Raw genomic sequence first — 23,720 nt, forward strand, 5'->3', positions numbered from 1 at the left:
TGGTCTCCCACTCCCTGACCGGCATCTGAACGTGACCGGCAGGGATTTAACTAGGCGGCTGATCCGGGACGGCCAGAGCGGTCTGACGTTTTTCCGGTGAATGCGAAAGCCAGCGCGACACGCGTCGGCCCATGCCATCCAGGTAGGTCAGAACCACGGGTACGAAGACCAGGGTCAGCAGCGTGGAGGAAATCAGCCCGCCGATCACCGCATGCGCCATGGGTGCTCGCTGTTCACCGCCTTCACCCAGGCCCAGCGCCATGGGCAGCATGCCGAAAATCATGGCGAGCGTGGTCATGATGATCGGTCGCAGACGCACGGCTCCGGCATCCGCGAGGCTCTGGCGGAGATCCTTGCCCTCCCGCACGCCAAGGTTGGAATAATCGACCAGCAGGATGGCGTTCTTGGTCACCAGACCCATCAGCATGATGAAGCCGATCATTGAGAACATGTTGAGCGTCGAGCCGGTAAACAGAAGCCCGAGCAGAACCCCGATCAGCGACAGCGGCAGGGTCATCATGATCGCGATTGGCTGGATGAACGATCCGAACTGGGAGGCCAGGATGATGTAGATGAAGATGACGGCCAGCGCGAGCGACTGGACCGCATACCCGGTACTTTCGGCCAGGTTTTCCGCGTCGCCGCCGAACGAAATGCGGTATCCAACCGGGATGTCCATGTCGGCGATCGCGACATTGAGATCGGAGGTGACGTCGCCCAGCGCCCGGCCCTCGATATTGCTGGAGATCCGCACCTCGCGCGAAAGATCCTTGCGGGTGATCGCGTCGGGAGCGGTACTTTCGACCACATCGGCGACCTGATCGAGCAGGACGGTGATCGGCTTGCCGTCATCGTCGGTGCGGCCGGTGGAGATGGTGAGATTGCGAAGCTGGGCGGCGTCACGACGGCCCGTGGCCGGGAGGCGCAGGGTCACGTCATAGGATTCTCCATCCGGCGCGTTCCAGACCGAAATGGCATCGCCGGCCACCAGCGGTCGAAGCGTATCGCCGATCGTGGCGATCGACACGCCGAGATCGCTCGCTGCTTCCCGCCGCACCCGCACCGCAATCGTCGGCCGGACGTTTTCGATCGAGGATTCCACCTCGGTGGCGCCAGGAATGGCGGCAAGCGCGCTGGTGATCTGGTCGGAAATCCGGCGCAGTTCCGCATCGCCGTCGCCGAGGATCGACAGTTGCAGCGGTTTCGACGCTCCGCCCATGCCGGACGACTGGCCGATCGAGATCTCCAGACCGGCCACGCGCGAAAGCCGCTGGCGGATCGGTTCTATGCTCTGCGCCGTGGTCACTGATCGGTCGGCACTCGGGACGAGCTGAACCGCGACATTGGCCTGATTGAAGCCGCGCGCGCCACCCGAATTGATGGTCGAATAGGTCGCTCCGACATAGGGAAATTCGCGCAACGCCTTTTCGACCTGCGTAACCTTTGCGGCCATATAGTCGAGCGAGGAACCCTGGGCAGCTTCCAGCGACACGCTGACTTCGCCCTGATCGGCCGGTGGCAGGAATTCGGCACCAATACGGGGCACCAGCAGCAGGCTTCCGACGAACATGGCGGCCACGATCGCAATCGTCGTCTTGCGATGGTCAAAGGTCCAGTGGATCAGGGAGCGATAACGCCCCGCCAGCCCTTCGAACCAGTGGTCGAACCGTTCCACGGCGCGGCCAACGAAACCCCGCTTGGCGCCCTTCTGGCTCTGCGGATCATACCAGACGCTCGACAGCATCGGGTCGAGCGTAAAGGATACGAAAAGGGAGATCATCACGGCCGCAGCCACCGTGACGCCGAATTGCAGGAAGAAACGCCCGATCAGGCCGCCCATGAAGGCGACCGGCAGGAATACGGCGATGATGCACAGGGTGGTCGCAAGGACGGCCAGCCCGATCTCGTTCGTGCCGTCGAGCGCGGCCTTTACATGGTCCTTGCCCATCTGCAGATGGCGGGTGATGTTTTCGCGCACGACAATGGCGTCGTCGATGAGAATGCCGATCGACAGAGACAGCGCCATCAGCGTCATCGTGTTCAGCGTGAAGCCGAGCGCGTAGATGACGGCAAAGGTACCGATGACCGAGATCGGCAGCGTCAGGCCGGTAATCACCGTGGATCGCCAGGAGTTCAGGAACAGGAACACGATCAATACGGTCAGCACACCGCCTTCGATCAACGTGCGCTGCACTTCCGAGACCTGCGCGGCGATTGCCCGGGAATTGTCACGGGTGATGGTGAGCGCAACATTTTCCTTGGCAAGCTCGCTGTTGAGCGCGACGATTTCCTTGCGCAGCGCCGCGGCCACCTCGACGGTGTTGGCGCCTTGAACCTTGACGATGTCGAGCCCCAGCGAGGGGACGCCCTGGTAGGTGGCGCGGCTCGTGACTTCGGCGCCGGTATCTAGAATGGTGGCAACATCGGACAGGTAGACGGGGTAGCCTCCACTTTGAGTGACGATGATGCTGTTGAAGCCGGCTATGTCGGGAATGCGGCCTTCCACGGTGACAATGCGCTGGTTGATGCCGGAAATGAGGGTGCCGGCGGCCCGGTCCTGGTTTTCGCGGCGAATGGCGTCCATCACGGTCGAGACGCCGACACCGTAGGCCTCCAGCCGGTCCGGATCGACCACGACCAGAACCTGACGCTCGCTGCCGCCCACCAGTGAAATCTGGCCGACGCCACCAACGACGCTGAGCCTATTGGTGATGACGCGGTCCGCAAGCGTCGTGATTTCCGACAGCGTGCGGGTGGGGGAGGAGGCCGCGATCGACAGGATTGGCTGGTCGTCGGGGTTGAAGCGGGTCACTTGCGGCGTATCGACTTCGTCCGGGAAGGATGCTTCCAGACGCGCCACGCGGTCGCGCACTTCCTGTGCCGCCACCTGGCTGTCGACGTCCAGTTCGAACTGCACGACGACGATCGAGCGGCCCTCGTAGGATTCCGAGGTGATCGTATCGATGCCACCGATCGTATTGAGAGAGGATTCGATCGGGCGCGAGACTTCGCTTTCTACCGAGGCGGGCGAGGCGCCGGTATAGGTCGTTGCCACCACGACGATGGGAAGATCGGTTTCGGGGAACTGGTCGACGCCCAGACGGCTGTAGGAAAACAGGCCGACGACGAGGATCGTCACCATCATCATGGTGGCAAAGACCGGGTGGCCGACGCTGATGCGGGTCAGAAACATCTTACAGCTCCTCGACGCTGACGGCGGTGCCGGCAACGAGATCCGGAAGCGGCGCGGTGACGATCGTTTGGCCTTCGTCTATGCCGGAAACCTCAACGAGGTTGCGATCCGTCCAGCTCGTGCCGAGATCGACAGGTTGCCGGCGCAGGGTGTTGCCGTCAACCTTGAGGACGTACGTGCCGTCTGCGTCGTGTCGGATCGACGCGGTCGGCAGGGCGATGACGTCCTTCTGGTCGTCGACCTTCAGAATGCCGGTGGTGAACATGCCGCCGCGCAGCAGACCCTCGCCATTGTCGATGGCCAGGAAAACGCGTACCGCGCGCGAGCCGGCGACTGCTGTCGGCGAGATGCGGGTGACCTTGCCGGCAAAGGTGCGACCGGCAAAACCCTCGACGGAAAGCTCGACCGGCTGGTCGAGACGCACCAGCGGAATGCGGCTCGTCGGCACGCCGGCATCCACTTCCATGCGGCTGAGATCGACGATCGTCATCAGTTCGGTATTGAGCGCGACCGTCTGGCCCTGCTCGACCGGACGGGCGGACACGACGCCGTCGAATTCCGCCCGCAACTCGCCATAGGCAAGCGAGCGCTCGGAATCGGCCAGTTCGGCCTGTTTGGAACGCAGCTGCGCCTGCAGGTTCAAAAGGTTTGCGCGGGCTTCCAGCCGGGTTGCGTCCGATGCGGCGCCGCGTTCGCCAAGGGCGGTGTTGCGCTCGAGCACGGATTGGGCCAGTTCGACCTGGGCATTGAGTGCGTCGATTTCGGCCTTGCGGGCCGTGACGGCGGAAGCGAGCGCCTCGGTATCGAAGCGCACGAGAAGGTCACCGGCTTTCACGACGTCGCCGATCCGCACCGGCAACTCGATGATGGTGGACGACACACGCGAAGTCAGGGTCGAGCGGCGGATCGGCGTCAGCGAACCGGCAATGCGCACTTCCGTGGCGATATCCTGCCGAACCGTCTTGCCGATATCGACCGGGGCGAGCTGCAACGGGCCGTCGGATCGTGTCTGGGCGTCGGCTTGGGCTGCCGTCATCAACAGGGTCAGGCAGACGAAGGCGGCCGCGGATTTGCGAGGGCTCGATACGGGGCGGAATGTCATGGTGTCGGTCCTTGTGCGGGCAGCGGCCGGTCTGCCCTGCCGAATACATTGGGGGTGATCGGATCGCAGATCGGTAACGTGCTGGCCTGCCGGATGGCCTTTGCCAGATGCTGCACGATCTCCTGGGTTGTAAACTGCTGTTTGTGTTCGATGGCTGCGATGCTGATCGTCTCGTCGATCATCCGCATTGCGGCCGCGATGGTTGCGGCGCATAAACGCACATCGAAATCCCGCACCGAACGATCGAGACGATCGGCGATGATGGAGACGAGATCCTGCTCCATGGCGTAGGCGGCCACAAGCCAGACGCCACGTAAGGCAGGTTCCTTCGCCATGAGCGCCAGCAGCTGAACGGCCAGAACGCCGTCGGCGATGTCCTGCGGCGACGCGTCCTCCAGTTTGCAGCATTCATCTAGATGGTCCTCGATCGAAACATGACGCGGCCACCGCCGCAGCTTGGCGTGAAAGCGCAGGGTGGTGGCAAGAAAAAGCGGCTCGACACAGCTTTCCTTGGAGCCGAAATAGCGCCAGATGGTGCGTTCGGAAAGGCCGGACGCGGCGGCAATATGGGCACCGCTTGTCGCTGCAAGACCGTTCCGGATGAAAAGGTCGGCGGCATGGCGCGCCACATCCAGCCGGGCATCCCTTCGTTTGACAGGCAAAACGTTGTCCTCGCGCCAAATGCAGTCAGTGATACTGCTATTGTCACTTAATGACAATTTTGAGGCTGAGACCGTGGAGATGCGCACTCGATCCGACGCGACGACGCAAGGCCGATTGAAGGCATCTTGTTTTCCACCAGCCCTCTATCAGGTATGACCTCTGGGTCATGGGTTGGGGAGGCGTCATGCATAAAGTCCTGGAGGAACTCGAACGGCGCCGCGCGGCCGCGCGGCTCGGCGGCGGTGAAAGGCGGATCGCCGCGCAACATGGCAAGGGCAAGCTGACGGCCCGCGAGCGCCTCGACGTGCTGCTCGACGAGGGGTCGTTCGAAGAGTTCGACATGTATGTCACCCATCGCTGCACCGATTTCGGCATGGAGAACCAGAAGATTGCCGGCGATGGCGTCGTCACCGGCTGGGGGACCATCAACGGTCGCCAGGTCTACGTCTTTTCCCAGGATTTTACCGTTCTCGGCGGGTCGCTTTCGGAAACGCATGCGCAAAAGATCTGCAAGGTCATGGATATGGCCGTCAGGGTCGGCGCGCCGGTGATCGGACTCAACGACAGTGGCGGCGCCCGCATCCAGGAGGGCGTGGCCTCGCTTGGCGGCTATGCGGAAGTGTTCCGACGCAATGCCGAATTGTCGGGCGTTGTCCCGCAGATATCGGTCATCATGGGCCCCTGCGCCGGCGGCGCGGTCTATTCGCCGGCTATGACCGATTTCATCTTCATGGTGCGCGACACATCCTACATGTTCGTCACCGGTCCGGATGTCGTGAAGACCGTCACCAACGAGATCGTGTCGGCGGAGGATCTCGGGGGCGCCCGCACCCATACTCAAAAATCCTCGGTTGCCGATGCCGCTTTCGAAAACGACATCGAGGCGCTGGAGGCCGTGCGGCAGCTGTTCGATTTCCTGCCGGCCAACAATCGCGGCGGCGTGCCGGTGCGCCCGTTCCACGACGATGTCGACCGGGTGGAGATGCGGCTCGACACGCTGATCCCCGACAGTGCCAGCAAGCCCTACGACATGAAGGAACTGATTGTTGCCCTGGCCGACGAGGGCGATTTTTTCGAAATCCAGGACGCGTTTGCGAAAAACATCATTACCGGCTTTATCCGGCTGGAGGGCCGAACCGTCGGCGTGGTTGCCAACCAGCCCATGGTGCTGGCGGGATGCCTCGATATCGATTCGTCGCGCAAGGCGGCGCGTTTCGTGCGCTTCTGCGATGCTTTTTCGATACCACTCGTGACGCTAGTGGACGTGCCGGGTTTTCTGCCGGGCACGGCACAGGAACAGGGCGGCGTCATCAAGCACGGTGCAAAGCTGCTTTTTGCCTATGCGCAGGCCACCGTGCCGATGGTGACGCTGATCACCCGCAAGGCTTATGGCGGCGCCTATGACGTGATGGCTTCCAAACATCTGGGCGCGGATATCAACTATGCCTGGCCGACGGCGGAGATCGCCGTGATGGGTGCGAAAGGTGCTGCGGAAATTCTCTTTCGGTCCGAGCTTGACGATCCCGAACGCATCGCGCTTCGCACCCGCGATTATGAGGAGCGGTTCGCAACGCCGTTCGCAGCGGCCGAGCGTGGCTTCATTGATGATGTGATCATGCCGCATTCCACGCGCCGCCGCATCTGCCGGGCGTTCGCTTCCCTGCGCAACAAGCAGGTGACGACGCATTGGAAGAAGCACGACACGATACCGCTATAGGGACGCCGCTGTAAGGACGCCATTGTGACGAGGTCGGGCATGTTCGGAAAAATTCTCATCGCCAACCGTGGGGAAATCGCCTGCCGGGTAATTGCGACAGCAAGGAAAATGGGGATCGAGACGGTTGCCGTCCATTCGGACGCAGATGTCGGCGCACGACATGTCGCCATGGCAGACGAGGCGGTGCATATCGGTGGGGCTGCCTCCAGCCAATCCTATCTCGTCATCGATCGCATTATCGAGGCGGTGCGCAAGACCGGCGCCGATGCCGTCCATCCGGGCTATGGTTTCCTCTCGGAAAATCCCCGTTTCGCAGCGGCGCTGGAAAAGGAGGGCATTGTCTTCATCGGGCCGCCGGTTGCGGCAATCGAGGCAATGGGCGACAAGATCACCTCCAAGAAGATTGCTGCCGATGCCGGGGTTTCGACCGTCCCCGGCCATATGGGCCTGATCGCGGATGCGAAGGAGGCGGTGAAGATCGCATCCCTCATAGGCTATCCGGTGATGATCAAGGCGTCGGCCGGCGGCGGCGGCAAGGGCATGCGTATCGCCTGGAATGATGAAGAGGCTCGCGAGGGTTTCCAGTCTTCGAAAAACGAAGCCAAATCCTCCTTCGGCGATGACCGCATCTTCATCGAAAAATTCATCACCCAGCCGCGTCATATCGAAATCCAGGTTCTGGGGGATCAGCATGGAGCCATGCTTTATCTGGGTGAGCGCGAATGTTCGATCCAGCGTCGCAATCAGAAAGTCATCGAAGAAGCGCCGTCGCCCTTTATCGATCCGGCAACGCGAAAGGCCATGGGCGAGCAGTCGGTCGCCCTGGCAAAAGCCGTCGGATATCATTCGGCCGGCACCGTCGAATTCATCGTGGATGCCGATCGCAATTTCTATTTCCTGGAGATGAACACCCGGCTGCAGGTGGAACATCCCGTCACGGAACTGGTGACCGGCATCGATCTCGTCGAACAGATGATCCGCATCGCGGCCGGCGAGAGGCTTTCCTTTTCCCAGGACGCGGTCCGGCTGGACGGCTGGGCGATTGAAAGTCGGCTGTATGCCGAGGATCCCTTGCGCAACTTCCTGCCATCGACGGGCCGCCTGACCCGCTACAGGCCGCCGGGCGAAGGCAGGCAGCCGGATGGCACGATCCTGCGCAACGATACCGGTGTGGCCGAAGGCGACGAGATATCGATGTTCTACGATCCCATGATTGCCAAGCTGTGCAGCTGGGGGCCCGGCGAAGGGGCGGTCGCTCGCCTTGCAGCCGTGGATGCCATGGCCGGAGCGCTCGATCGGTTCGAACTGGAGGGCATCGGCCACAACCTGCCATTCCTGTCGGCGGTGATGCAGCAGGAGCGTTTTCGGTCCGGTAATTTGACGACCGCCTATATTGCCGAAGAGTTTCCGGCAGGATTTGAAGGTGTGTTGCCGGATGTCGCCTTGTCCAGAAAGCTAGCGGCCATCGCGGCCGTCGCCCATGAAACGATCCGCTCACGCGCCGCAAAAATTTCCGGCGCCCTCACCGGTGCGCATGCGACTGGCGCAAGGGCATGGGTCGTCACGTGGCCGGGGCAGGAAATAGCCCTTCGCATGGAAGGAGCCGTGGCGGTGTTTGACGATGGCACCACGATCTCCGTCGAATCCAACTGGCGGCCGGGAGACAGCCTTGCGGAATATGCCGTGGACGGCGAGATTTTGCAGGTGAAGACAAACCTTTCCGGTGCTGCCATCCGGCTGCGGTGTCGCGGTGTCGATGTCACGGCCCGTGTTCGTTCGACGCGCGTCGCCGCCTTGGCGCGGCTGATGCCGGTCAAGAGCCCGCCGGATACGTCGAAAATGCTTTTATGTCCCATGCCCGGGGTGCTTACATCGATCACCGTCGCGGTCGGCGATAGGGTAGAGGCCGGACAGCCGCTGGCCTCGGTCGAGGCGATGAAAATGGAAAACGTGCTCAAGGCCGAACGCAGCGGCGTGGTCAAACAGGTCGCCGTCTCTATCGGCCAGAGCCTTGCCGCCGACGACCTGATCCTCGAATTCGAATAGTCCGCAGGGATTGCTGAAATTCCTGCATGTTCAGCGATGCTTGCCAAGCGCCGGGCAGTCTTTGGCCGCAAACAGTTCCAAAGTCAGGACCGTCGCCCTTTTAGATCGTGCCGAACAGTAGGGAGCGGTGCAGGCCGGCACCGGCGAGGTTGCCGTCGCCGACAGTCAGCGCCACCGAGGCCATCGGCCGCGCGGCATCCCCGCAGGCGAAGACGCCGGGCATGCTGGTCTCCTTCATCGCATCTGTCTTGATCACCGCACCCAGCGGGCCATCCTCGAATTGCAGGCCGAGCTGACCGGCGAGCGGACTTGCCATCTCGAAGCGGGAGAGGGCAAAAAGTCCGGCAAAGGACAGCTGTCGGCCGTCGCCAAGCATAATATCGGCATGGCCGGTGATCGCCGTGATCGGACTGCGCTCGACGGTCACGTTTCGCGCGATGAGACTCCTGGTCTGGTCGGCATCCGGTTCGAAAGCTTCGTTGAGCAAAAGCGTGGTTGGTCCCCAGTCGGGCAGCATCAGCGCATGGTGCATGGAGAGTTCGGAGCCGGCGATCACGCCGATGGGGCCCTGATCGAGCTCGTATCCATGGCAATAGGGGCAGTGAAACACCGCCTTGCCCCAACGCTCTTCAAGCCCGACGATCGCCGGCAGGATGTCCCGCACGCCGGTGGCCAGAAGCAGGCGGCGCGATTGATGGCGCTTGCCGGCGGCGGTGACGGCAAAGCCATCTTCCGTACGCTCCGCCGTTTCGGCACGGGCGGAAAGCCAGTCGACGGTGCCATATTCCATGACCTGCGCGCGCGCCTCCGCGGCAATGATGGCCGGATCCACCCCGTCCTGGGTCAGAAACCCGTGCGATGTGGCGGCAAACCGATTGCGGCGCCGGCCTTCATCGATGATCAGAACCCGACGGCGTGCGCGGCCCAGCTGCAACGCTGCAGAAAGACCGGCATAGCTGCCGCCGACGATGATGACGTCGTGAACGATTTCAGTCATGGCGAATTCCTTTCATGTCTCGAAACAACTTAAGTTGCGTGAAAAGCCGGAGTCAAGCTTCATGAAACTTTTGATGTGACGAAAGCGCCGATTGTGTTATCTCGACGGCGGACGCTCGGGCACGGCATTACGACGGAGGTGACAGAATATGCGCCAGGACAGCCGGCTATCGCGGATGCTGCATGTGCTCATTCACATGGGGCATCATGACGGCGCGTTGACGTCGGAGGCGATCGCGAAAATGCTGGATACCAATCCCGTCGTCGTTCGCCGCACCCTGGCCGGCCTGCGCGAAAAGAACTATGTGACCTCGGAAAAGGGCCACGGCGGGGGATGGACGCTGACGCGGCCGCTTGCGGAACTGACTCTGCTCGACATTTACCGGGCAGTGGGAGAACCATCCGTCTTCGCCGTCGGCCCTGCCTATGACATGCCGGGCTGCGTCATCGAACAGGCGGTCAATGCCACGTTGCGGGACGTGTTCGCCGAGGCGGAACAGCTGCTTCTGCGGCGTTTCGAAGGCGTAACGCTTGCCGATATCGCGCGGGATTTCGCGCCCCCGGCTGCCGCCGATACCGTGAAGGCGCAAACCGGGCGCTCCTGAGCATTCCGCCACGTCACGACCGATCACCAGTTTCGCGCCAGTTGCGGTCGCTAGCCTGTCGGTGACGTCATCTGCCGGAAGCAGTCTGCCATGTTCCTGCCCCCTGTCTCTCTTCGCCGTAGTTTTGCGCTGGCAACGCTGCTTTGCGCCACCACCAGTCTCTCCGGCTGCCTGTTCGTGACCGATACGACGCGAATGGATCCGGCGGTCTTCGTTCAGGAAACCGCGCCAGTTTTCGGTGTGCCGGCCTATGTCGATCCGCCGAGCAACAATCCGCCGCCCATGCCCGGCGCGATCCCGCAAAAGCGTCAGCTTTACCCGACCGATTTCCACCAGACCTATGGCCTGCCGGTATCAAACCCGGTGCACCGCACGATGTACGAAATCATGCGTGACGAGGGTCATACGCTTCCAGCCATTCCCACGTCCCGCGTCGATCCGCGTTTTCTGCGCCAGGAAGTGGCGTACAAAACGACGGAGGCACCCGGTACGATCGTTGTCGATACCCGCGCGCATTTCCTCTATCTTGTGCAGGAAAATGGCAAGGCGATGCGGTACGGTGTCGGCCTCGGCAAGGCCGGCTATGGCTGGACCGGCCGCGGCATCGTTCAATGGAAGGCGAAATGGCCGCGCTGGACGCCGCCCGATGACATGGTTGCCCGCCAGCCGGAATTGCGCCAGTTTGCGGCGTCAGAAGGCGGCGCTACGCCCGGTCTCAACAATCCGCTCGGCGCCCGCGCCATGTATATCTACCGCGACGGCAAGGATACCTTGTACCGGATCCACGGCACGCCGGATTGGCAATCGGTCGGTAAGGCAACGTCTTCCGGCTGCGTCCGCATGTTCAATCAGGATGTCATCGATCTCTATAATCGCGTGCCTCCCAAGACGACGATCGTGGTGATCTGATCACGGTTGGCGTTTTTATGGCCGCGGTCCGGGGGTGATCGCATGCCTTTTCGTGGCTGGACGACAACGCACGGCCTATGTTCGTATAACGACAGCTGACGTAGCGGCCGGCGATGGAACAAATGTTGTCCATCCTCGTTTACGCCCGCCACGCCTGCTGCCTTCTTAAGGCCGCGCCTGCGGCCAGATGCCCTGTAACGAAGTCGAAACGACCCCCATGACAGACACGATGATTTCACGCCGAAACCTGCTCAGCCTGATGGCTGTCGGGACGGCTTCCACTCTGGCCGGTTGCGCCTCTTCCGGTCCCGTCACGCGCGGCTACACCATTACCTACCGCGACAATGCCACACAGATTGTCGATCCCTCGCTCGGCGGCAATAGCGAACTGGACGTGATGTATGGCCAGATTGCTGATGGCGGTTTTGTCATCCCGGCAGTGCCCTACCAGAAAATCCCGCCGCGGTTTTATCGCCAGCGCGTGTCGAACACGACAGGCGAGCCTGCCGGCACGGTGGTGGTCGATACGCAGTCGCGTTTCCTCTACCTCACCGAACCGGGCGGCACGGCGATGCGCTATGGCGTCGGCATCGGTCGCGACGGTTTTGCCTGGCAGGGCGAGGGCGTCATCCAGTGGCGGCAGCGCTGGCCGAAATGGACGCCGCCGGACGAGATGATCGCCCGCCAGCCGGAACTGGTCTCCTATTCCGCCAAGAATGGCGGCATGCCGCCGGGCCTGAAGAACCCGCTGGGCGCACGCGCGCTCTATATTTTCAGGAACGGCCAGGACACGCTTTACCGTCTGCATGGATCGCCGGAATGGAATTCCATCGGCCGGGCGGTGTCGTCCGGTTGCGTGCGGTTGATGAACCAGGATATCATTGACCTTTATGACCGCGTGCCGGAAAAGGCTCGCGTCGTGGTCTGGCAGTAAGGCCACCGGGCTGGGGGAACGTGGCTTTTCCCGGCCCTCTCCATTTTGAGGGCGGCAATCAGTGCCCTTAACGCCGGCGGCTATTGTCGCCGGCTTGGATGGTAGGGATGAAAGCCCGGGCAGGCCGGGCACCAGTCCGTCCGCACCTGCACCAACGTCCCGGCTGCGATCTCCTCGGCGACATCTTGCTCCATGATATAACCCAGGCCGGCACCGGCGCGAACGGCAGCCGCTGGCAGATCGCTGTCATTGGCTACCAGCGGTCCGTTGGCATGGATGTTGATCACCTTCCGTCCTTTTCGAACTTCCATGGTAGAAGCACGCCTGATGTGGTCAGCCGGTGGCCGATACAGGCATGCCCATCAGGATCTTAAGGTGTTTTCGGCGGCGCAAACCGCCTGAAACAGTCCGTCCGTCGTGCCGACCACCGCCGTATCGTTGCAGCGGCTGCAGATAAAGCCCCTCAGTTCGTTCACTCCGCCTGCCAGAGCCGAAGAGGCAGTTGCCGCAACGGCTCATCGAGTGAACCAGATTGTGGCGCTTAAGGAACGCGGCCCAGTCCATGCTCGTACGAGACTTGCTCCTCGAGAACGGCTTATCCTACTTTCCTTCGCCCTCTTGGACGTCCCGCAGCTGCTAACTGCCGAGTTTTTCTGGTAATGCCCCAAGGGCTGCCCCCAGTGCCGCCTTGCCGGCGTCAGGCATCATCGACAGGCCCACAGTGATAGCCTCCTGCCACGCCGGACCTCTTTCCCAGGCCTCCGTGTAAGCGTCAGCCAGATCGTCCGACCGTCGAGTCTGCTGTAAAGCCTCACATAGGAGCGCAGCTTGCTGCAAATCCTTGTCCTGCTTGCCACGACCCGTGATGTCATCCGTCCGCCGCCTTGAAGCGACGATGAGCTTGTGAACGGCATACCGTTCAGGAGACGGCACAAGCACGCTTACACCCGACCTGTGGAGCAAGACCGTTCGGATCGGGTCGCGGATCAGGAAATCCAGAAAGCGCAGGTTCTCTGCCGATGCGCCACCAAGCGCAGGCATTGGCGAAGGCGTGCCTGTAAAGTCGTCGCTCCCGCGGTTGCCCGTCAGAAACTCCACACGGTAGCCCGCAGCGTTGGCGAAAGCCGTTACCCTTGCTCTGTCAGCCTGGTGCGGAACTGCGCGGAATGTTGCGTCGATCGTCTGCAGCAGATCCAGAACAGGCGGCAGGCTGTCGCCCACTTCAGCGGAAATCGCGAAGTCTTGCGCAAAATCGGCATCGCCCGTCTGGATGGCGATGTTCGGCAGACGAACACCAAGGATGCCAGCATAACACCCGAAAGCCACCTTTCCGATCAGAACGGCGCGCAATCGGAACAACCCGCCCTTCGCCAGAGTTTCGACCACGTCGCCGGCAAACCGGTCAGGGCCGCCATCCCGCCTGACCGGAGAAGCGTGCTTACGAGGCGACGGCGATCCCTTGCATGTTCCTTGATATCGCGAAACCGCCCGACACGCGCCGTGATTTCGGGGTCGGCCTGCGGGCCGACATATCGCCTCTTGTCGCCCCCGGGTGTCGGAAAGTCGAAGTACCAATAATCCTTGCCTTTGACAGGCACGGTAACAAACCGGCCTTCGATCGGATAATCGGCCTCGAATTGGGCATCCAACGACCGTTGAGCGAGTTCGGAGAACATCGTTCGATAGGCAATGTCGATTTCCCGCATCGAACCAATCCGCAGTTATAATGAAATTTCAAAAACATTGTAACGATGCCTTTCTACCGTCAACATTGCCGGGTCAGGCCAAGACGCTCCTTATAACGCTGTCATGGCGATCAGCCGGCCCCGCCTATGCTTGTCTCGCTCCTGTAGCTTAAGCGGTTTTCCTCCCGCTCGACATATTGATCACCGCGTCCTTGTGCGCCCGGGATCCCGAGAACATTCCTCCCATGTGCAGAAATCTATGGGGGTAGAGGCATCGGTTCCGTTACTCTGTGGTCCGTATCTTTGAAGGCCTCAGACGCAACGGCGCTGCCGCTGCTCAATCCCTATTTCATCCCAACATGCCGACCGAACGGGTATTCGGCGGCCAGACGGTGAAAGCCTGGCTGCCGCGCTGATTTCTGGCCAATGCCTACCGGGCAAACCGGCGCGCGGCGGCCACGCAGCCGATGACGCCGACCGTGGCGACCAGCATCAGCGGCGTCACGGTTTCGCCAAGCAGGGTCGCTGCAAGTGCCAGGCCCAGAAACGGCTGCAGCAATTGCAACTGGCCGACCGAAGCGGTACCGCCCTGCGCCAGTCCGCGATACCAGAAGACGAAACCGATCAGCATGCTGAACAGCGAAACATAGAGAAGACCGCCCCAGGCCGCTGCCGTGACCTCGGCGAGATTGTGCGGCCACACCAAGGTCATGCATGCGGCCATGACTGGTAGCGACAGGGTGAGGGCCCAGCAGATCACCTGCCAGCCACCCAGCCGTCTGGAAAGTCTTGCCCCTTCGGCATAGCCAAGCCCGCAGGCAATCACGGCCGCCAGCATCAGTCCATCGCCAAGCGGCGAAGCGGCCAGGTCCTGCGCTACCGCAAAGCCGGCGACCAGAAGGCTGCCGAGTGCCGAAAAAACCCAGAATACCGGTCTTGGCCGCTCGCCGCCGCGCATCACGCCGAAGATGGCTGTTGCCAGCGGCAGAAGGCCGATGAAGACAATCGAGTGCGCCGAGGTGACGTGCTGGAGCGCGATTGCCGTCAGAAGCGGAAAGCCGACAACCACGCCAAGCGCGATGACGGTCAGCGACGCGATGTCCGCAGCGGTCGGCCGCTTCTGCCTGAATGCGAGCAGCAGCGCCAGGCTCAGCATGCCGGCGATGGTGCCGCGCGCAAAAGTCAGGAAAAACGGATCAAAACCGGTGACCGCCAATCGCGTCGCCGGCAGCGAGCCGCTGAATATGGCCACGCCGATCATGCCGTTAACGAGACCGGCAATGCGATTGTCGAGCCGATGTTGGAGGGTGGGGCTTGCCGGGTGGGTCATCGGTTCTTCCTCGTTCTTGTCGATGGTCGCGTTCAAACCCGTCGCAAGGGCGGGCTGCCAATGCTCCCTCCTACGCCAGTCGCCCTTGCCGCCGCCATCAACAATAGAATACAGTTTATAAGAACTGTTATGGTTTTGTGTTCAGTACAGATGGGTCTGGATCACCGCATGCAACTCGAGGAATCGCGTACCGACGGCGCCCGGTCCCAAAAGAGCGTCACACGTGTCGGCATGGTCATGGAGACGATCCGAGGCCGCATCGCAGCCCGCAGCCTGACCCCGGGCGCGAAGCTGCCCTCGGTACGCGCGCTTGCCGCGAGCCTGCACGTCTCGACCTCGACCGTGGTGGAAGCCTATGAGCGCCTCGTGGCCGAAGGTGCGATCTCGTCGCGCCCCGGCTCGGGCTTTTATGTCGCTGGTCAGGCGGCGCCGTTTTCGCCAGCGCAGGTCGGACCTCGGCTCGACCGTGCCATCGATCCGTTCTGGGTTTCCCGCCAGTCGCTGGATGTCGCGGCCGACGACCTAAAGCCCGGTTGCGGCTGGCTGCCGCCGTCATGGCTGCCGCAGGATGGTCTTCGCAAAGCCCTGCGCGGCCTGTCGCGCGCGGACGCATCCGTACTGGCGGATTACGGATCGCCGCTGGGGCTGGTCGCCCTGCGGCAGTTGATCGCCCGGCGGCTCTGCGATCACACGGTCGACGTTTCGCCGGACCGGATCATGCTGACGGATTCCGGCACGCAGGCGATCGACCTTGTTTGCCGACTGCTGCTTGCGCCGGGCGATACGGTTCTGGTCGATGATCCGTGCTATTTCAACTTTCACGCCCTCTTGCGGGCGCATCGCGTCAAAATCCTCGGTGCGCCCTATGGCGCAGGCGGGCCGGATGTGGACGCGTTTGCGCAAATTCTTGCAGCGCATCGGCCAAAACTCTACATCACAAATTCGGGAATTCATAATCCGACGGGTGCCATCCTGTCGCCAGTTGTCGCCCACCGGGTGCTGAAACTCGCCGAACAGTTCGATCTCACCATCGTTGAGGACGATATCTTCGCCGATTTCGAACGGATCGCAGCACCGCGCCTTTCCGCCTTCGATGGACTGGACCGCGTTGTGCAGATCGGAAGCTTCTCCAAGACCCTGTCGGCATCGATACGCTGCGGCTTCATCGCCACCCGGCGCGAATGGCTGGAGGATCTGGTCGACCTGAAGATTGCAACGAGCTTTGCCGGCGCTTCATTGAATGCCGAACTGGTGCACGCGGTGTTGCGCGACGGCGGCTATCGCAAGCATCTGGATACGCTTCGGGCCCGCTTGGCGCGGGCCATGGCGGAGGCGACTTGCGGCCTGAAAGCGATCGGCATCGAACCCTTGCTGCAACCGCAGGCCGGCATGTTTCTCTGGTGCAGGCTTCCCGATGACGAGGATGCGGCCCATGTTGCGCGGCGCGCGCTCGAACAAGGCATGGTTCTTGCGCCGGGCAACGTTTTCAGTGTGTCCCAAACGGCCGGAAACATGATGCGATTCAATGTCTCACAGATGACCGATCCGCGCGTCTTCGCCGGGCTGGAAGCCGCCATGCGGCGTTGACATCGGATGCTGAGATGGGGTGCCGAAAAAGCAAGAAAGGCGCGGTCAGCCCGCGCCTTTCAAGAGATCTCGTCCGTCGGATGAGTCAGACGAACTGGCTAAGTCCAGGTACCGAGGCGACCACTCGGTCCACCACGTCATCGCCTGCATGTTCGCGGGCCACCGCCATGGTTTCGCGCGCCAGGGCGGTGATTTCGCCCATGCCGAGACCCTGGGCCATCAATTGCTGACCGAGCGCCATGACGCCACCGCCGAAACTCGCCATCAACCCGCCCAAGAGACCACCGCCGCCGCTGGCACCTTCGCCATTGAACCGCGCCACCAGTTCCGGCGCGCCGGGAATGGCTTCGATCATCTGCGCCACCGCGGTATCGTCGGCTTCACGTTGCAGGAAACCGAGCATCATGCCGATTGCCTTTTCGGCGACATCGGGAGCGAGACCGACATTGTCGGCAATGCGGGATACGAGTTCGTTCATAAACATCTCCTCGGAATGAACATTGACGTTTACGTTAAGGTCATTCGCTGCGTCGGGCAACGTCAGAATGCCGCGTGCGGGCAAATTTTCAGGATCGCTGCGTCGAGGCGGCGGGAGGTGAGGGCGGAAGGTTGATGGAGGAGCGATATAGCATGGTGTTCGCGTGCGAAGCTTTCCTTTTTCGTCATCGTTCCATCCGTCGGATGACGACATGCTGACCCTATGGGCGCTGCTCGCCGACCACGTCAGCAAGGCCAACTATTTGGAACGTGGTGATGGTCAACGCTTGTATCAATTCGCAATCGGCCGCCCCGGCTGAGACGGATCAAGAAGCGTCACCCACGGTATCCGCCATATAGGCACCGCGCTCGCCCATGGGCTGTTCGGGCCCGGTGGTCGAATCGCGGGTCGTCTGGTGCTCCAGTTCGGCATTGATCTCGGCCCCGACGACGATGATGATCGACGAAATCCAGGTCCACACCATAAAGCCGATCAGGGCACCAAGCGCCCCATAGGTCGCATTGTAGTTGGCGATGTGGGAAAGGTAGAAGGAGACGCCGATCGAGGCCGCCAGCCAGGCCAGGCTCGAAAAGATCGCGCCCCAGGTGAGCCATTGCACGCGCGCGGGCTCGCGACTGGGACCGAAGCGGTAAAGAACGGCGATGCCAGCCGTCACGAAGGCCAGCATGATCGGCCAGCGCAGGAAGCGAATGATCATCTCTGCCCAGCGGTCCAACCACAGGAAAGACAGAACAGCCGGCACCAGCCCCATTCCCGTCAAAACGACAATGGCAACCAGAATGGCGCCGAGCGTGAAGACGAGAGAGATCAGGTTGAGTTTAAAGATATTGCGCTTTTCCTTCTCGCCATAGGCAACATTCATGGCCTCGAACATGGCTTTCATACCGGCATTGGCACTCCACAGGGCCAGCGCCAGACCGCCGAACAGACCGATATTCAACGTTGTGCGTCCCTGTTGGGTCAGGCTGCGCAACTGCTCAAGAAACAGGTCAAGCGCATTGGGCGGCATGATCATGCTCAGGAAGCTGATGCGATCGGCAAGGCTCGTCGGATCGGCGACGAAACCGTAGAGCGACACCATGGCCGTCATCGCGGGAAAAAGTGCCAGAAGAACGTAATAGGTCACGCCGGCTGCCACCAGCAGGACGCGATCGCCTTCGATCGACTGAAAGACACGCCAGAACACATCCTTGAGGCCACGCGCCGGGATATCGGTCGGTGTGTCGGCATCGCGACCACGCCCCTTGTCGGCTGGCCGGGCGGCGAGCGGCATGGCTTCGGTGGGCGTTGCTTCGATCTGCCCGAACGTGTCTGCCGTCATCCCTGCGCCCTCCCGCGTGTCCCGGAGGCGAACGACGGCCTTGTCGTTGCCGAAAGTCCCGGCTCGCCCTATACAAGCATTTCGTCGATAACGCGGAAAACGAGAAGCAGTTGCATGGTGGACGCAGGAAAGCTCTTGATCGGCGGCAGCCGAAAGCCGGACGACAGTTTCAAGCAGGCCGAATATGTCGAGCTGAAATTCGGCAATCGTCACGGCCTGATCACCGGTGCGACCGGCACCGGCAAGACGGTGACGCTGCAGGTGCTGGCGGAAGAGTTTTCCGCGGCCGGCGTGCCAGTCTTCTGCTCCGATATTAAGGGCGATCTTTCCGGCATCGCGGCAATCGGCGAGGCAAAGGATTTCCTGCTGCAGCGGGCCGAACAGATTCAGTATGCCGAGTATGATTTCGCAAAATTCCCGGTCATGTTCTGGGATCTTTACGGCGAAAAGGGCCACCGCGTGCGCGCAACGATCGCGGAAATGGGACCGCTCCTGCTTGCCCGGCTGATGGACGCAACGGAGGCGCAGGAAGGTGTGCTGAACATTGCCTTCAAGATTGCCGACGAGGGCGGCCTGCCGCTTTTGGATCTCAAGGACCTGCAGGCGCTGCTGAACTATATGGGCGAGCACGCGAGCGAGATCTCGGCCCGTTTCGGCTTCGTGTCCAAGGCTTCGGTCGGCTCCCTGCAGCGCGGTCTGCTCGTGCTGGAACAGCAGGGCGCCGTCCACTTTTTCGGCGAGCCGGCGCTGCAGATCACCGACATCATGCGTGTCGCGCCCGATGGCCGCGGGATGATCTCGGTACTTGCCGCCGACCGGCTGATGATGAACCCGCGGCTTTACGCGACCTTTCTGCTCTGGATGCTTTCGGAATTGTTTGAAGAACTGCCGGAAGTGGGCGATCCGGAAAAGCCGCGGCTCGTCTTCTTCTTCGACGAAGCGCATCTGCTTTTTTCGGAAGCGCCGAAAGTGCTGCTGGAACGCGTCGAACAGGTCGTGCGGCTGATCCGTTCCAAGGGGGTCGGCATCTATTTCGTCACCCAGAATCCGCTCGATGTGCCAGAAACGGTGCTCGCGCAGCTTGGCAACCGCGTCCAGCACGCGCTGAGGGCCTATACGCCGCGCGAGCAGAAGGCGGTGAAAACCGCGGCCGACACCTTCCGTGCCAACCCGGAATTTAACACCGAGGAGGTCATCACCCAGCTCGGCACCGGCGAGGCGCTTGTATCTACCCTGCAAGGCAAGGGCGCGCCTTCGATGGTCGAGCGCACGCTCATCCGGCCACCATCGGCCCGGATCGGGCCGCTCAGCGAGCCGGAACGCAGCCAGATCATGAACATGAGCCCCGTTGCCGGGGTCTATGATCGGGATCTCGACCGCGAGTCCGCCTTCGAGATTCTGGCGGCGCGAGCCAGCAAGGCCACCGATGCCGAAGCGGCCAAGCGTGCCGCCGAAGCGGCACCGGCTGAAGAGGAGAGCGCGGCCGGTCGCTGGAGCCTGCCCGGCTTTGGCGACAAGGACGATGACGAGGCGACGGCAAAGCCGGCGGCGCGTCGCCGTTCCGGTTATCAGCGCGAAACGGTGATCGAGGCAGCGATGAAGAGTGCTGCGCGTTCGGTTGCATCCAGCGTTGCCAACCAGATCGGCCGGGCGCTGGTTCGTGGTATTCTGGGGAGCTTGAAGCGATAGGACCTTTCCGGAGCTTAGCGACCGGAAGGATGGCTCTTCGACAGGGAAGGCTCACTACACTAAGTGTATGCTAATACACTTAAATACACGTTCTATTCCCTTTGGAGACGTTGTTTTAACACCTTGCCTCTAGCGATTGTTGTACAACCGCAGGGGAGCAAGCGGCTTGAACCGATCGCGTGTTATACTCGAAGCCACGATCCTCGCCTTTCTCGGCGCTCTCCTCCCGTTGTGTCTGACAATCTATGCTGCCTGGTCATTCTCGTTGAAAGGCGAGGAAACGCGCCTGATGGCGATTGCTTCTCAGGCCGCCACGCGCGCCGAACAGTCTTTTGCGGACGCTGCGGCAACACTCAAAACGCTGGGCGGACGCCGTTACATTTCGTGCACGGATGCACATATAGGCGAAATGCGCCGGCTTGTGCTTAATGCCCGGACGGTGGAGGAGATCGGCTATATCGAGGACGGCGCGCTCAAATGCACGTCTTGGGGCGTCGAGCACAGAACCATCACGGAGATGCCGGCGGATTTTCTCATCGGCAACGACGTCAAGGCCTGGGTGGATGTCGTGCCGCTCGTCACCGGCGGCAATCCGACCAGCCTCGTGCGGGTCGGGCCCTACAACGCCCTCGTCGACCCAGGGCGGCTGGTCGAATTGCTGGCAGACCAGGGTGCTGCCGTGGTCATCAAGGCGCCGAACGGCGCGGTCACGGCAACGTTGAACACGCCCGACACCGACCTTGCCCACAGGCTTGCAGGACAGACATCCAGGGGCGTGCTCGACGGCAACATCTATGCGGTCTACGAAAAGGCCGGCTGGACCGCGATCGCGATCAGTTCCACCAACGGCCTGTTCGGTCTCTTCACGCACGAGCACTGGCTTTTCGTAGCCTTCGGCGGGTTTGCGACACTGGTCATTATCGGCTTGGTCGTCCGCATGTCGCGTAAGCGCCTGTCGCCGCTCGGCGAACTGGCGATTGCCGTCCGCGAGCGCGAATTCGTGGTCCATTACCAGCCGATCGTCGAACTGCGCTCGGGCCTTTGCGTCGGTGCCGAGGCGCTGGTGCGATGGCAGCGACCGGATGGCGTGCTTGTGCGGCCGGACCTTTTCATTCCGCTCGCCGAACAAAGCGGTCTCATCCGGCCGATCACCGATCAGGTCATCGAGAGCGTCGGACGAGAGCTCGGACCACTTCTCAACCAGCACCCGTCGCTGCACGTCGCCATCAATTTCTGCGCGGAGGATTTCAAGACGGGGCGCGTGCTGGAAACCGTTGGCGAACGGCTGGGCGCATGCGGCATCGCGAATGAGCAGATCTGGCTGGAGGCAACGGAGCGCGGCCTGATGGATATCGAAGAGGCCCGCAAAACCATCGGCGAGGCCCGCCGGCGAGGCTATTCCGTTGCCATCGACGATTTCGGCACCGGCTATTCCAGTCTGCAATATCTGCAGAGCCTTCCGCTCGACGCCTTGAAGATCGACAAGTCTTTCGTGGATGCGATCAATCGTCAGACTGCCACCAGCGCGGTGATCGCGCATATTATAGAAATGGCAAAAGCCCTCAACCTCGCGATCATTGCCGAAGGGGTTGAGACACGCGAGCAGGCGGACTACCTCATCGAGCACGGCGTTACCTTTTGCCAGGGCTGGTATTATGCAAAGCCGATGCCCGCCGAGGAGTTTATCACCTATGTTCAGGCCAGCCTGAGACTGCAGGACAGCGGCGTCGTCATGCTCAACCGTGCGATGGCCTGACGACGGTGTCACGCGGCCCCGATGGCCGGGAGGCGGATGGCGCTGGCGATGTCACGCCGTACTGGCGTCCTTGTGATCCAATGTTGAAAGTAAGCGGTGGCGGAAACCTTATTCCCGTCCGTTTCGTCTCCACATGTAGAAACGCGAAATCGCTACGTGCCATGGAGAGACAGATGCTCGTTCTACGCCGAGTGCTCGATCAGTTCTGCGAACAGAACCAGCTATCGCTTGGCGATCCGCTGGCGATTGTCGCGGCTCAGGAATTGCTGCGCTTATGGCAGGCCGGTGACCCGACCGAGGCCGATCTTGCCACCGATCTTGCGCACCTGGTCGGCCAAGGCGAAACGATGCGGCGGGCCGCCCCCGCTATAGCCACAGGATAGGGAACCAATTGCAGCTGCCGACGTTGATAGCATAAGCACTTCGGTCGACAAACAACATCAGTCAACGAAGGCTCCGGCTCCTCGACCGAACTTACGGGGTTTTCACTTCAGCACAATTCATTTGGCCCGCTTCTGGCGGGCCTCTTCTTTTTCCGAGGGCCGGATCCGTCTGATCAGCCCTTGCTGGCAACCCGGTCCGGCGTTAATCTTCCTTCGTGTCTCGTGGAGGAGGAGCCCGATGCACGGTTTCGAGGATGGACGCCCGGCGCAGGCTGGACAGAAGACGGCGCATGCCGATCATGTCTATGCAAGCCTGGTCGGAAACGCCGCCGCAAGTTCGCCCGTGGTCGCATCGTGGCGGCGCTGCATGGTCCTGCACCATCTGGCGCCGGAGGAGACGCGCCTGCCGGAACGCCTGACGGACATTCAGTTTCATCATGCGCGCCAGGCTTCCGGACACCTGATTGCAGAGGCGACCGATGAACTCGATCGCCTGTTTTCGCTGGTCGGTCGTTCCGGTTGCTGTCTGCTTCTGACTGACCGGCATGGGGTGGCGCTGGAGCGTCGGGGGTCGGCCGGCGACGACAACGCCTTTCATGACCTCGGCCTGTGGACCTCCACCATCTGGACGGAGGAGAGCGTCGGCACCAATGGCATCGGCACGGCCTTGGCGGATCGACGCGCGGTCTCGATTTTCCGTGACCAGCACTTCCTGTCCGCCAATACCCGGCTGAGCTGCACCACCGCACCGATCCGCGATCATCTCGGCGAGCTGGCTGCAGCGCTCGATATCTCCACTTGCCGCGAGGATGTCGGCGAGGCGGTGTTGTCGATCCTGGCCCAGACGGTGCGTGATGCTGCCATGCGCATCGAACTCAATCTGTTTCGTGCCGCGTTCCCGGGTTCGCGTTTCGTGGTCGTGCCGGGCGCGGGCCACGGTGCGGCAGCCCTGATCGCCGTCGATCGCAACGATATGGTGATCGGCGCCACGAAAGCGGCCCGCCTGGCCCTGTCGCTGGACGACGCCGCTCTCCGTGCCGGGCTGCCGGCAGCCGATGCGCTGAACGAGGGTAGGGAAGACGCCGACCGCGATCTGGCCGCCGCGGAACGCGCCGCGCTCATGCGGGTGCTGTCGCGCACAAGCGGCAATGTCTCGCAGGCGGCCCGCACACTGGGCATCAGTCGTGCGACGCTGCACCGCAAGATGAAGCGTTTCGGGCTTCGCTGAGCACGGCTTCGCTGACGTGTCGCTGCACGATCCAAGAGTGTCGCAGCGTTGCGACACTGTGCACTGCGATATCATCG

At 61.9% G+C, this 23,720-nt stretch carries 18 protein-coding genes and 1 pseudogene; 10 read left to right on the forward strand and 9 right to left on the reverse strand.

Going from position 1 to position 23,720, the window contains the following annotated elements; genetic code table 11:
* Positions 1 to 46: 46 nt before the first annotated feature.
* From ACQKKX_RS05315 to ACQKKX_RS05325, 3 genes are read right to left on the reverse strand one after another with little or no spacing between them, the layout of a single operon-like run.
* Entirely contained in the window at positions 47 to 3,193 is a 3,147-nt protein-coding gene (locus ACQKKX_RS05315) for an efflux RND transporter permease subunit (protein ID WP_427569426.1), read from the reverse strand.
* Between the two features lies 1 nt (position 3,194).
* Positions 3,195 to 4,295, reverse strand: coding sequence for an efflux RND transporter periplasmic adaptor subunit (locus ACQKKX_RS05320; protein ID WP_427569427.1), 1,101 nt, complete (start codon positions 4,293 to 4,295; stop codon positions 3,195 to 3,197).
* The gene (locus tag ACQKKX_RS05325; RefSeq protein ID WP_427569429.1) at positions 4,292 to 5,044 is read right to left on the reverse strand and encodes a TetR/AcrR family transcriptional regulator; all 753 of its coding nucleotides are present in this window, start codon (positions 5,042 to 5,044) and stop codon (positions 4,292 to 4,294) included. The genes ACQKKX_RS05320 and ACQKKX_RS05325 overlap by 4 nt, the downstream gene beginning before the upstream one ends.
* A gap of 98 nt (positions 5,045 to 5,142) precedes the next feature.
* Here ACQKKX_RS05325 and ACQKKX_RS05330 point away from each other — a divergent pair, with 98 nt between their 5' ends.
* On the forward strand, positions 5,143 to 6,675 hold the full coding sequence (locus ACQKKX_RS05330) for an acyl-CoA carboxylase subunit beta (RefSeq protein ID WP_427569430.1): 1,533 nt from the start codon (positions 5,143 to 5,145) through the stop codon (positions 6,673 to 6,675).
* Positions 6,676 to 6,714: 39 nt separating this feature from the next.
* Positions 6,715 to 8,721, forward strand: a complete 2,007-nt coding sequence (locus tag ACQKKX_RS05335) for a biotin carboxylase N-terminal domain-containing protein (protein ID WP_427569431.1) — start codon at positions 6,715 to 6,717, stop codon at positions 8,719 to 8,721.
* Positions 8,722 to 8,821: 100 nt separating this feature from the next.
* On the opposite strand, the gene ACQKKX_RS05340 is transcribed toward ACQKKX_RS05335, so the two are convergent.
* Positions 8,822 to 9,718, reverse strand: coding sequence for an NAD(P)/FAD-dependent oxidoreductase (locus ACQKKX_RS05340; protein ID WP_427569432.1), 897 nt, complete (start codon positions 9,716 to 9,718; stop codon positions 8,822 to 8,824).
* A gap of 148 nt (positions 9,719 to 9,866) precedes the next feature.
* On the opposite strand from ACQKKX_RS05340, the gene ACQKKX_RS05345 reads away from it, so the two are divergent.
* The 3 genes from ACQKKX_RS05345 (at position 9,867) to ACQKKX_RS05355 (ending at position 12,165) form a co-directional block, all read left to right on the forward strand.
* Positions 9,867 to 10,322: an Rrf2 family transcriptional regulator gene (locus ACQKKX_RS05345; RefSeq protein ID WP_427569433.1), complete on the forward strand. Its 456-nt coding sequence runs from the start codon at positions 9,867 to 9,869 to the stop codon at positions 10,320 to 10,322.
* 90 nt (positions 10,323 to 10,412) lie between these two features.
* A complete protein-coding gene (locus ACQKKX_RS05350; RefSeq protein WP_427569434.1) occupies positions 10,413 to 11,231 on the forward strand; it encodes a L,D-transpeptidase in 819 nt (272 codons plus the stop codon).
* Between the two features lie 217 nt (positions 11,232 to 11,448).
* Positions 11,449 to 12,165 (forward strand): L,D-transpeptidase, encoded by a 717-nt coding sequence (locus tag ACQKKX_RS05355; protein ID WP_427569435.1) that lies wholly within the window; start codon positions 11,449 to 11,451, stop codon positions 12,163 to 12,165.
* Positions 12,166 to 12,245: 80 nt separating this feature from the next.
* Here the strand turns inward: ACQKKX_RS05355 and ACQKKX_RS05360 are convergent, their stop codons facing one another.
* The 3 genes and pseudogenes from ACQKKX_RS05360 to ACQKKX_RS05370 all read right to left on the reverse strand — a co-directional run bounded on the left by ACQKKX_RS05360 (position 12,246) and on the right by ACQKKX_RS05370 (position 15,111).
* On the reverse strand, positions 12,246 to 12,452 hold the full coding sequence (locus ACQKKX_RS05360) for a hypothetical protein (RefSeq protein WP_427569436.1): 207 nt from the start codon (positions 12,450 to 12,452) through the stop codon (positions 12,246 to 12,248).
* A 349-nt stretch (positions 12,453 to 12,801) separates the two neighbouring features.
* A pseudogene (locus ACQKKX_RS05365) lies at positions 12,802 to 13,871 on the reverse strand (nucleotidyltransferase family protein).
* Between the two features lie 409 nt (positions 13,872 to 14,280).
* Complete coding sequence (locus ACQKKX_RS05370) at positions 14,281 to 15,111, reverse strand: DMT family transporter (RefSeq protein ID WP_427570089.1); 831 nt, start codon at positions 15,109 to 15,111, stop codon at positions 14,281 to 14,283.
* Between the two features lie 237 nt (positions 15,112 to 15,348).
* Here ACQKKX_RS05370 and ACQKKX_RS05375 point away from each other — a divergent pair, with 237 nt between their 5' ends.
* The gene (locus tag ACQKKX_RS05375; RefSeq protein WP_427569437.1) at positions 15,349 to 16,767 is read left to right on the forward strand and encodes a PLP-dependent aminotransferase family protein; all 1,419 of its coding nucleotides are present in this window, start codon (positions 15,349 to 15,351) and stop codon (positions 16,765 to 16,767) included.
* Between the two features lie 85 nt (positions 16,768 to 16,852).
* Here ACQKKX_RS05375 and ACQKKX_RS05380 read toward each other — a convergent pair whose 3' ends face one another.
* Positions 16,853 to 17,245, reverse strand: coding sequence for a hypothetical protein (locus ACQKKX_RS05380; protein WP_427569438.1), 393 nt, complete (start codon positions 17,243 to 17,245; stop codon positions 16,853 to 16,855).
* A 325-nt stretch (positions 17,246 to 17,570) separates the two neighbouring features.
* The gene (locus ACQKKX_RS05385; RefSeq protein ID WP_427569439.1) at positions 17,571 to 18,587 is read right to left on the reverse strand and encodes a YihY/virulence factor BrkB family protein; all 1,017 of its coding nucleotides are present in this window, start codon (positions 18,585 to 18,587) and stop codon (positions 17,571 to 17,573) included.
* A gap of 114 nt (positions 18,588 to 18,701) precedes the next feature.
* On the opposite strand from ACQKKX_RS05385, the gene ACQKKX_RS05390 reads away from it, so the two are divergent.
* The 4 genes from ACQKKX_RS05390 (at position 18,702) to ACQKKX_RS05405 (ending at position 23,643) form a co-directional block, all read left to right on the forward strand.
* Entirely contained in the window at positions 18,702 to 20,276 is a 1,575-nt protein-coding gene (locus ACQKKX_RS05390) for a helicase HerA-like C-terminal domain-containing protein (RefSeq protein WP_427569440.1), read from the forward strand.
* A 289-nt stretch (positions 20,277 to 20,565) separates the two neighbouring features.
* Positions 20,566 to 22,032 (forward strand): EAL domain-containing protein, encoded by a 1,467-nt coding sequence (locus ACQKKX_RS05395; RefSeq protein WP_427569441.1) that lies wholly within the window; start codon positions 20,566 to 20,568, stop codon positions 22,030 to 22,032.
* 173 nt (positions 22,033 to 22,205) lie between these two features.
* Positions 22,206 to 22,415, forward strand: a complete 210-nt coding sequence (locus tag ACQKKX_RS05400; protein WP_427569442.1) for a hypothetical protein — start codon at positions 22,206 to 22,208, stop codon at positions 22,413 to 22,415.
* Between the two features lie 238 nt (positions 22,416 to 22,653).
* On the forward strand, positions 22,654 to 23,643 hold the full coding sequence (locus ACQKKX_RS05405; protein ID WP_427569443.1) for a helix-turn-helix domain-containing protein: 990 nt from the start codon (positions 22,654 to 22,656) through the stop codon (positions 23,641 to 23,643).
* The last annotated feature ends 77 nt before the right edge of the window (positions 23,644 to 23,720 follow it).

It is taken from the genome of Neorhizobium sp. NPDC001467 (genome assembly GCF_050275975.1).
GTDB lineage: Bacteria > Pseudomonadota > Alphaproteobacteria > Rhizobiales > Rhizobiaceae > Neorhizobium.

Coding starts and splice junctions, on each gene's coding strand:
- ACQKKX_RS05315 (WP_427569426.1), bottom strand. CDS start 3,193: ATGTTTCTGACCCGCATCAGCGTCGGCCACCCGGTCTTTGCCACCATG.
- ACQKKX_RS05320 (WP_427569427.1), bottom strand. CDS start 4,295: ATGACATTCCGCCCCGTATCGAGCCCTCGCAAATCCGCGGCCGCCTTC.
- ACQKKX_RS05330 (WP_427569430.1), top strand. CDS start 5,143: ATGCATAAAGTCCTGGAGGAACTCGAACGGCGCCGCGCGGCCGCGCGG.
- ACQKKX_RS05335 (WP_427569431.1), top strand. CDS start 6,715: ATGTTCGGAAAAATTCTCATCGCCAACCGTGGGGAAATCGCCTGCCGG.
- ACQKKX_RS05340 (WP_427569432.1), bottom strand. CDS start 9,718: ATGACTGAAATCGTTCACGACGTCATCATCGTCGGCGGCAGCTATGCC.
- ACQKKX_RS05345 (WP_427569433.1), top strand. CDS start 9,867: ATGCGCCAGGACAGCCGGCTATCGCGGATGCTGCATGTGCTCATTCAC.
- ACQKKX_RS05350 (WP_427569434.1), top strand. CDS start 10,413: ATGTTCCTGCCCCCTGTCTCTCTTCGCCGTAGTTTTGCGCTGGCAACG.
- ACQKKX_RS05355 (WP_427569435.1), top strand. CDS start 11,449: ATGACAGACACGATGATTTCACGCCGAAACCTGCTCAGCCTGATGGCT.
- ACQKKX_RS05370 (WP_427570089.1), bottom strand. CDS start 15,111: ATGATCGGCGTGGCCATATTCAGCGGCTCGCTGCCGGCGACGCGATTG.
- ACQKKX_RS05375 (WP_427569437.1), top strand. CDS start 15,349: ATGCAACTCGAGGAATCGCGTACCGACGGCGCCCGGTCCCAAAAGAGC.
- ACQKKX_RS05380 (WP_427569438.1), bottom strand. CDS start 17,245: ATGAACGAACTCGTATCCCGCATTGCCGACAATGTCGGTCTCGCTCCC.
- ACQKKX_RS05385 (WP_427569439.1), bottom strand. CDS start 18,587: ATGACGGCAGACACGTTCGGGCAGATCGAAGCAACGCCCACCGAAGCC.
- ACQKKX_RS05390 (WP_427569440.1), top strand. CDS start 18,702: ATGGTGGACGCAGGAAAGCTCTTGATCGGCGGCAGCCGAAAGCCGGAC.
- ACQKKX_RS05395 (WP_427569441.1), top strand. CDS start 20,566: ATGGCGATTGCTTCTCAGGCCGCCACGCGCGCCGAACAGTCTTTTGCG.
- ACQKKX_RS05400 (WP_427569442.1), top strand. CDS start 22,206: ATGCTCGTTCTACGCCGAGTGCTCGATCAGTTCTGCGAACAGAACCAG.
- ACQKKX_RS05405 (WP_427569443.1), top strand. CDS start 22,654: ATGCACGGTTTCGAGGATGGACGCCCGGCGCAGGCTGGACAGAAGACG.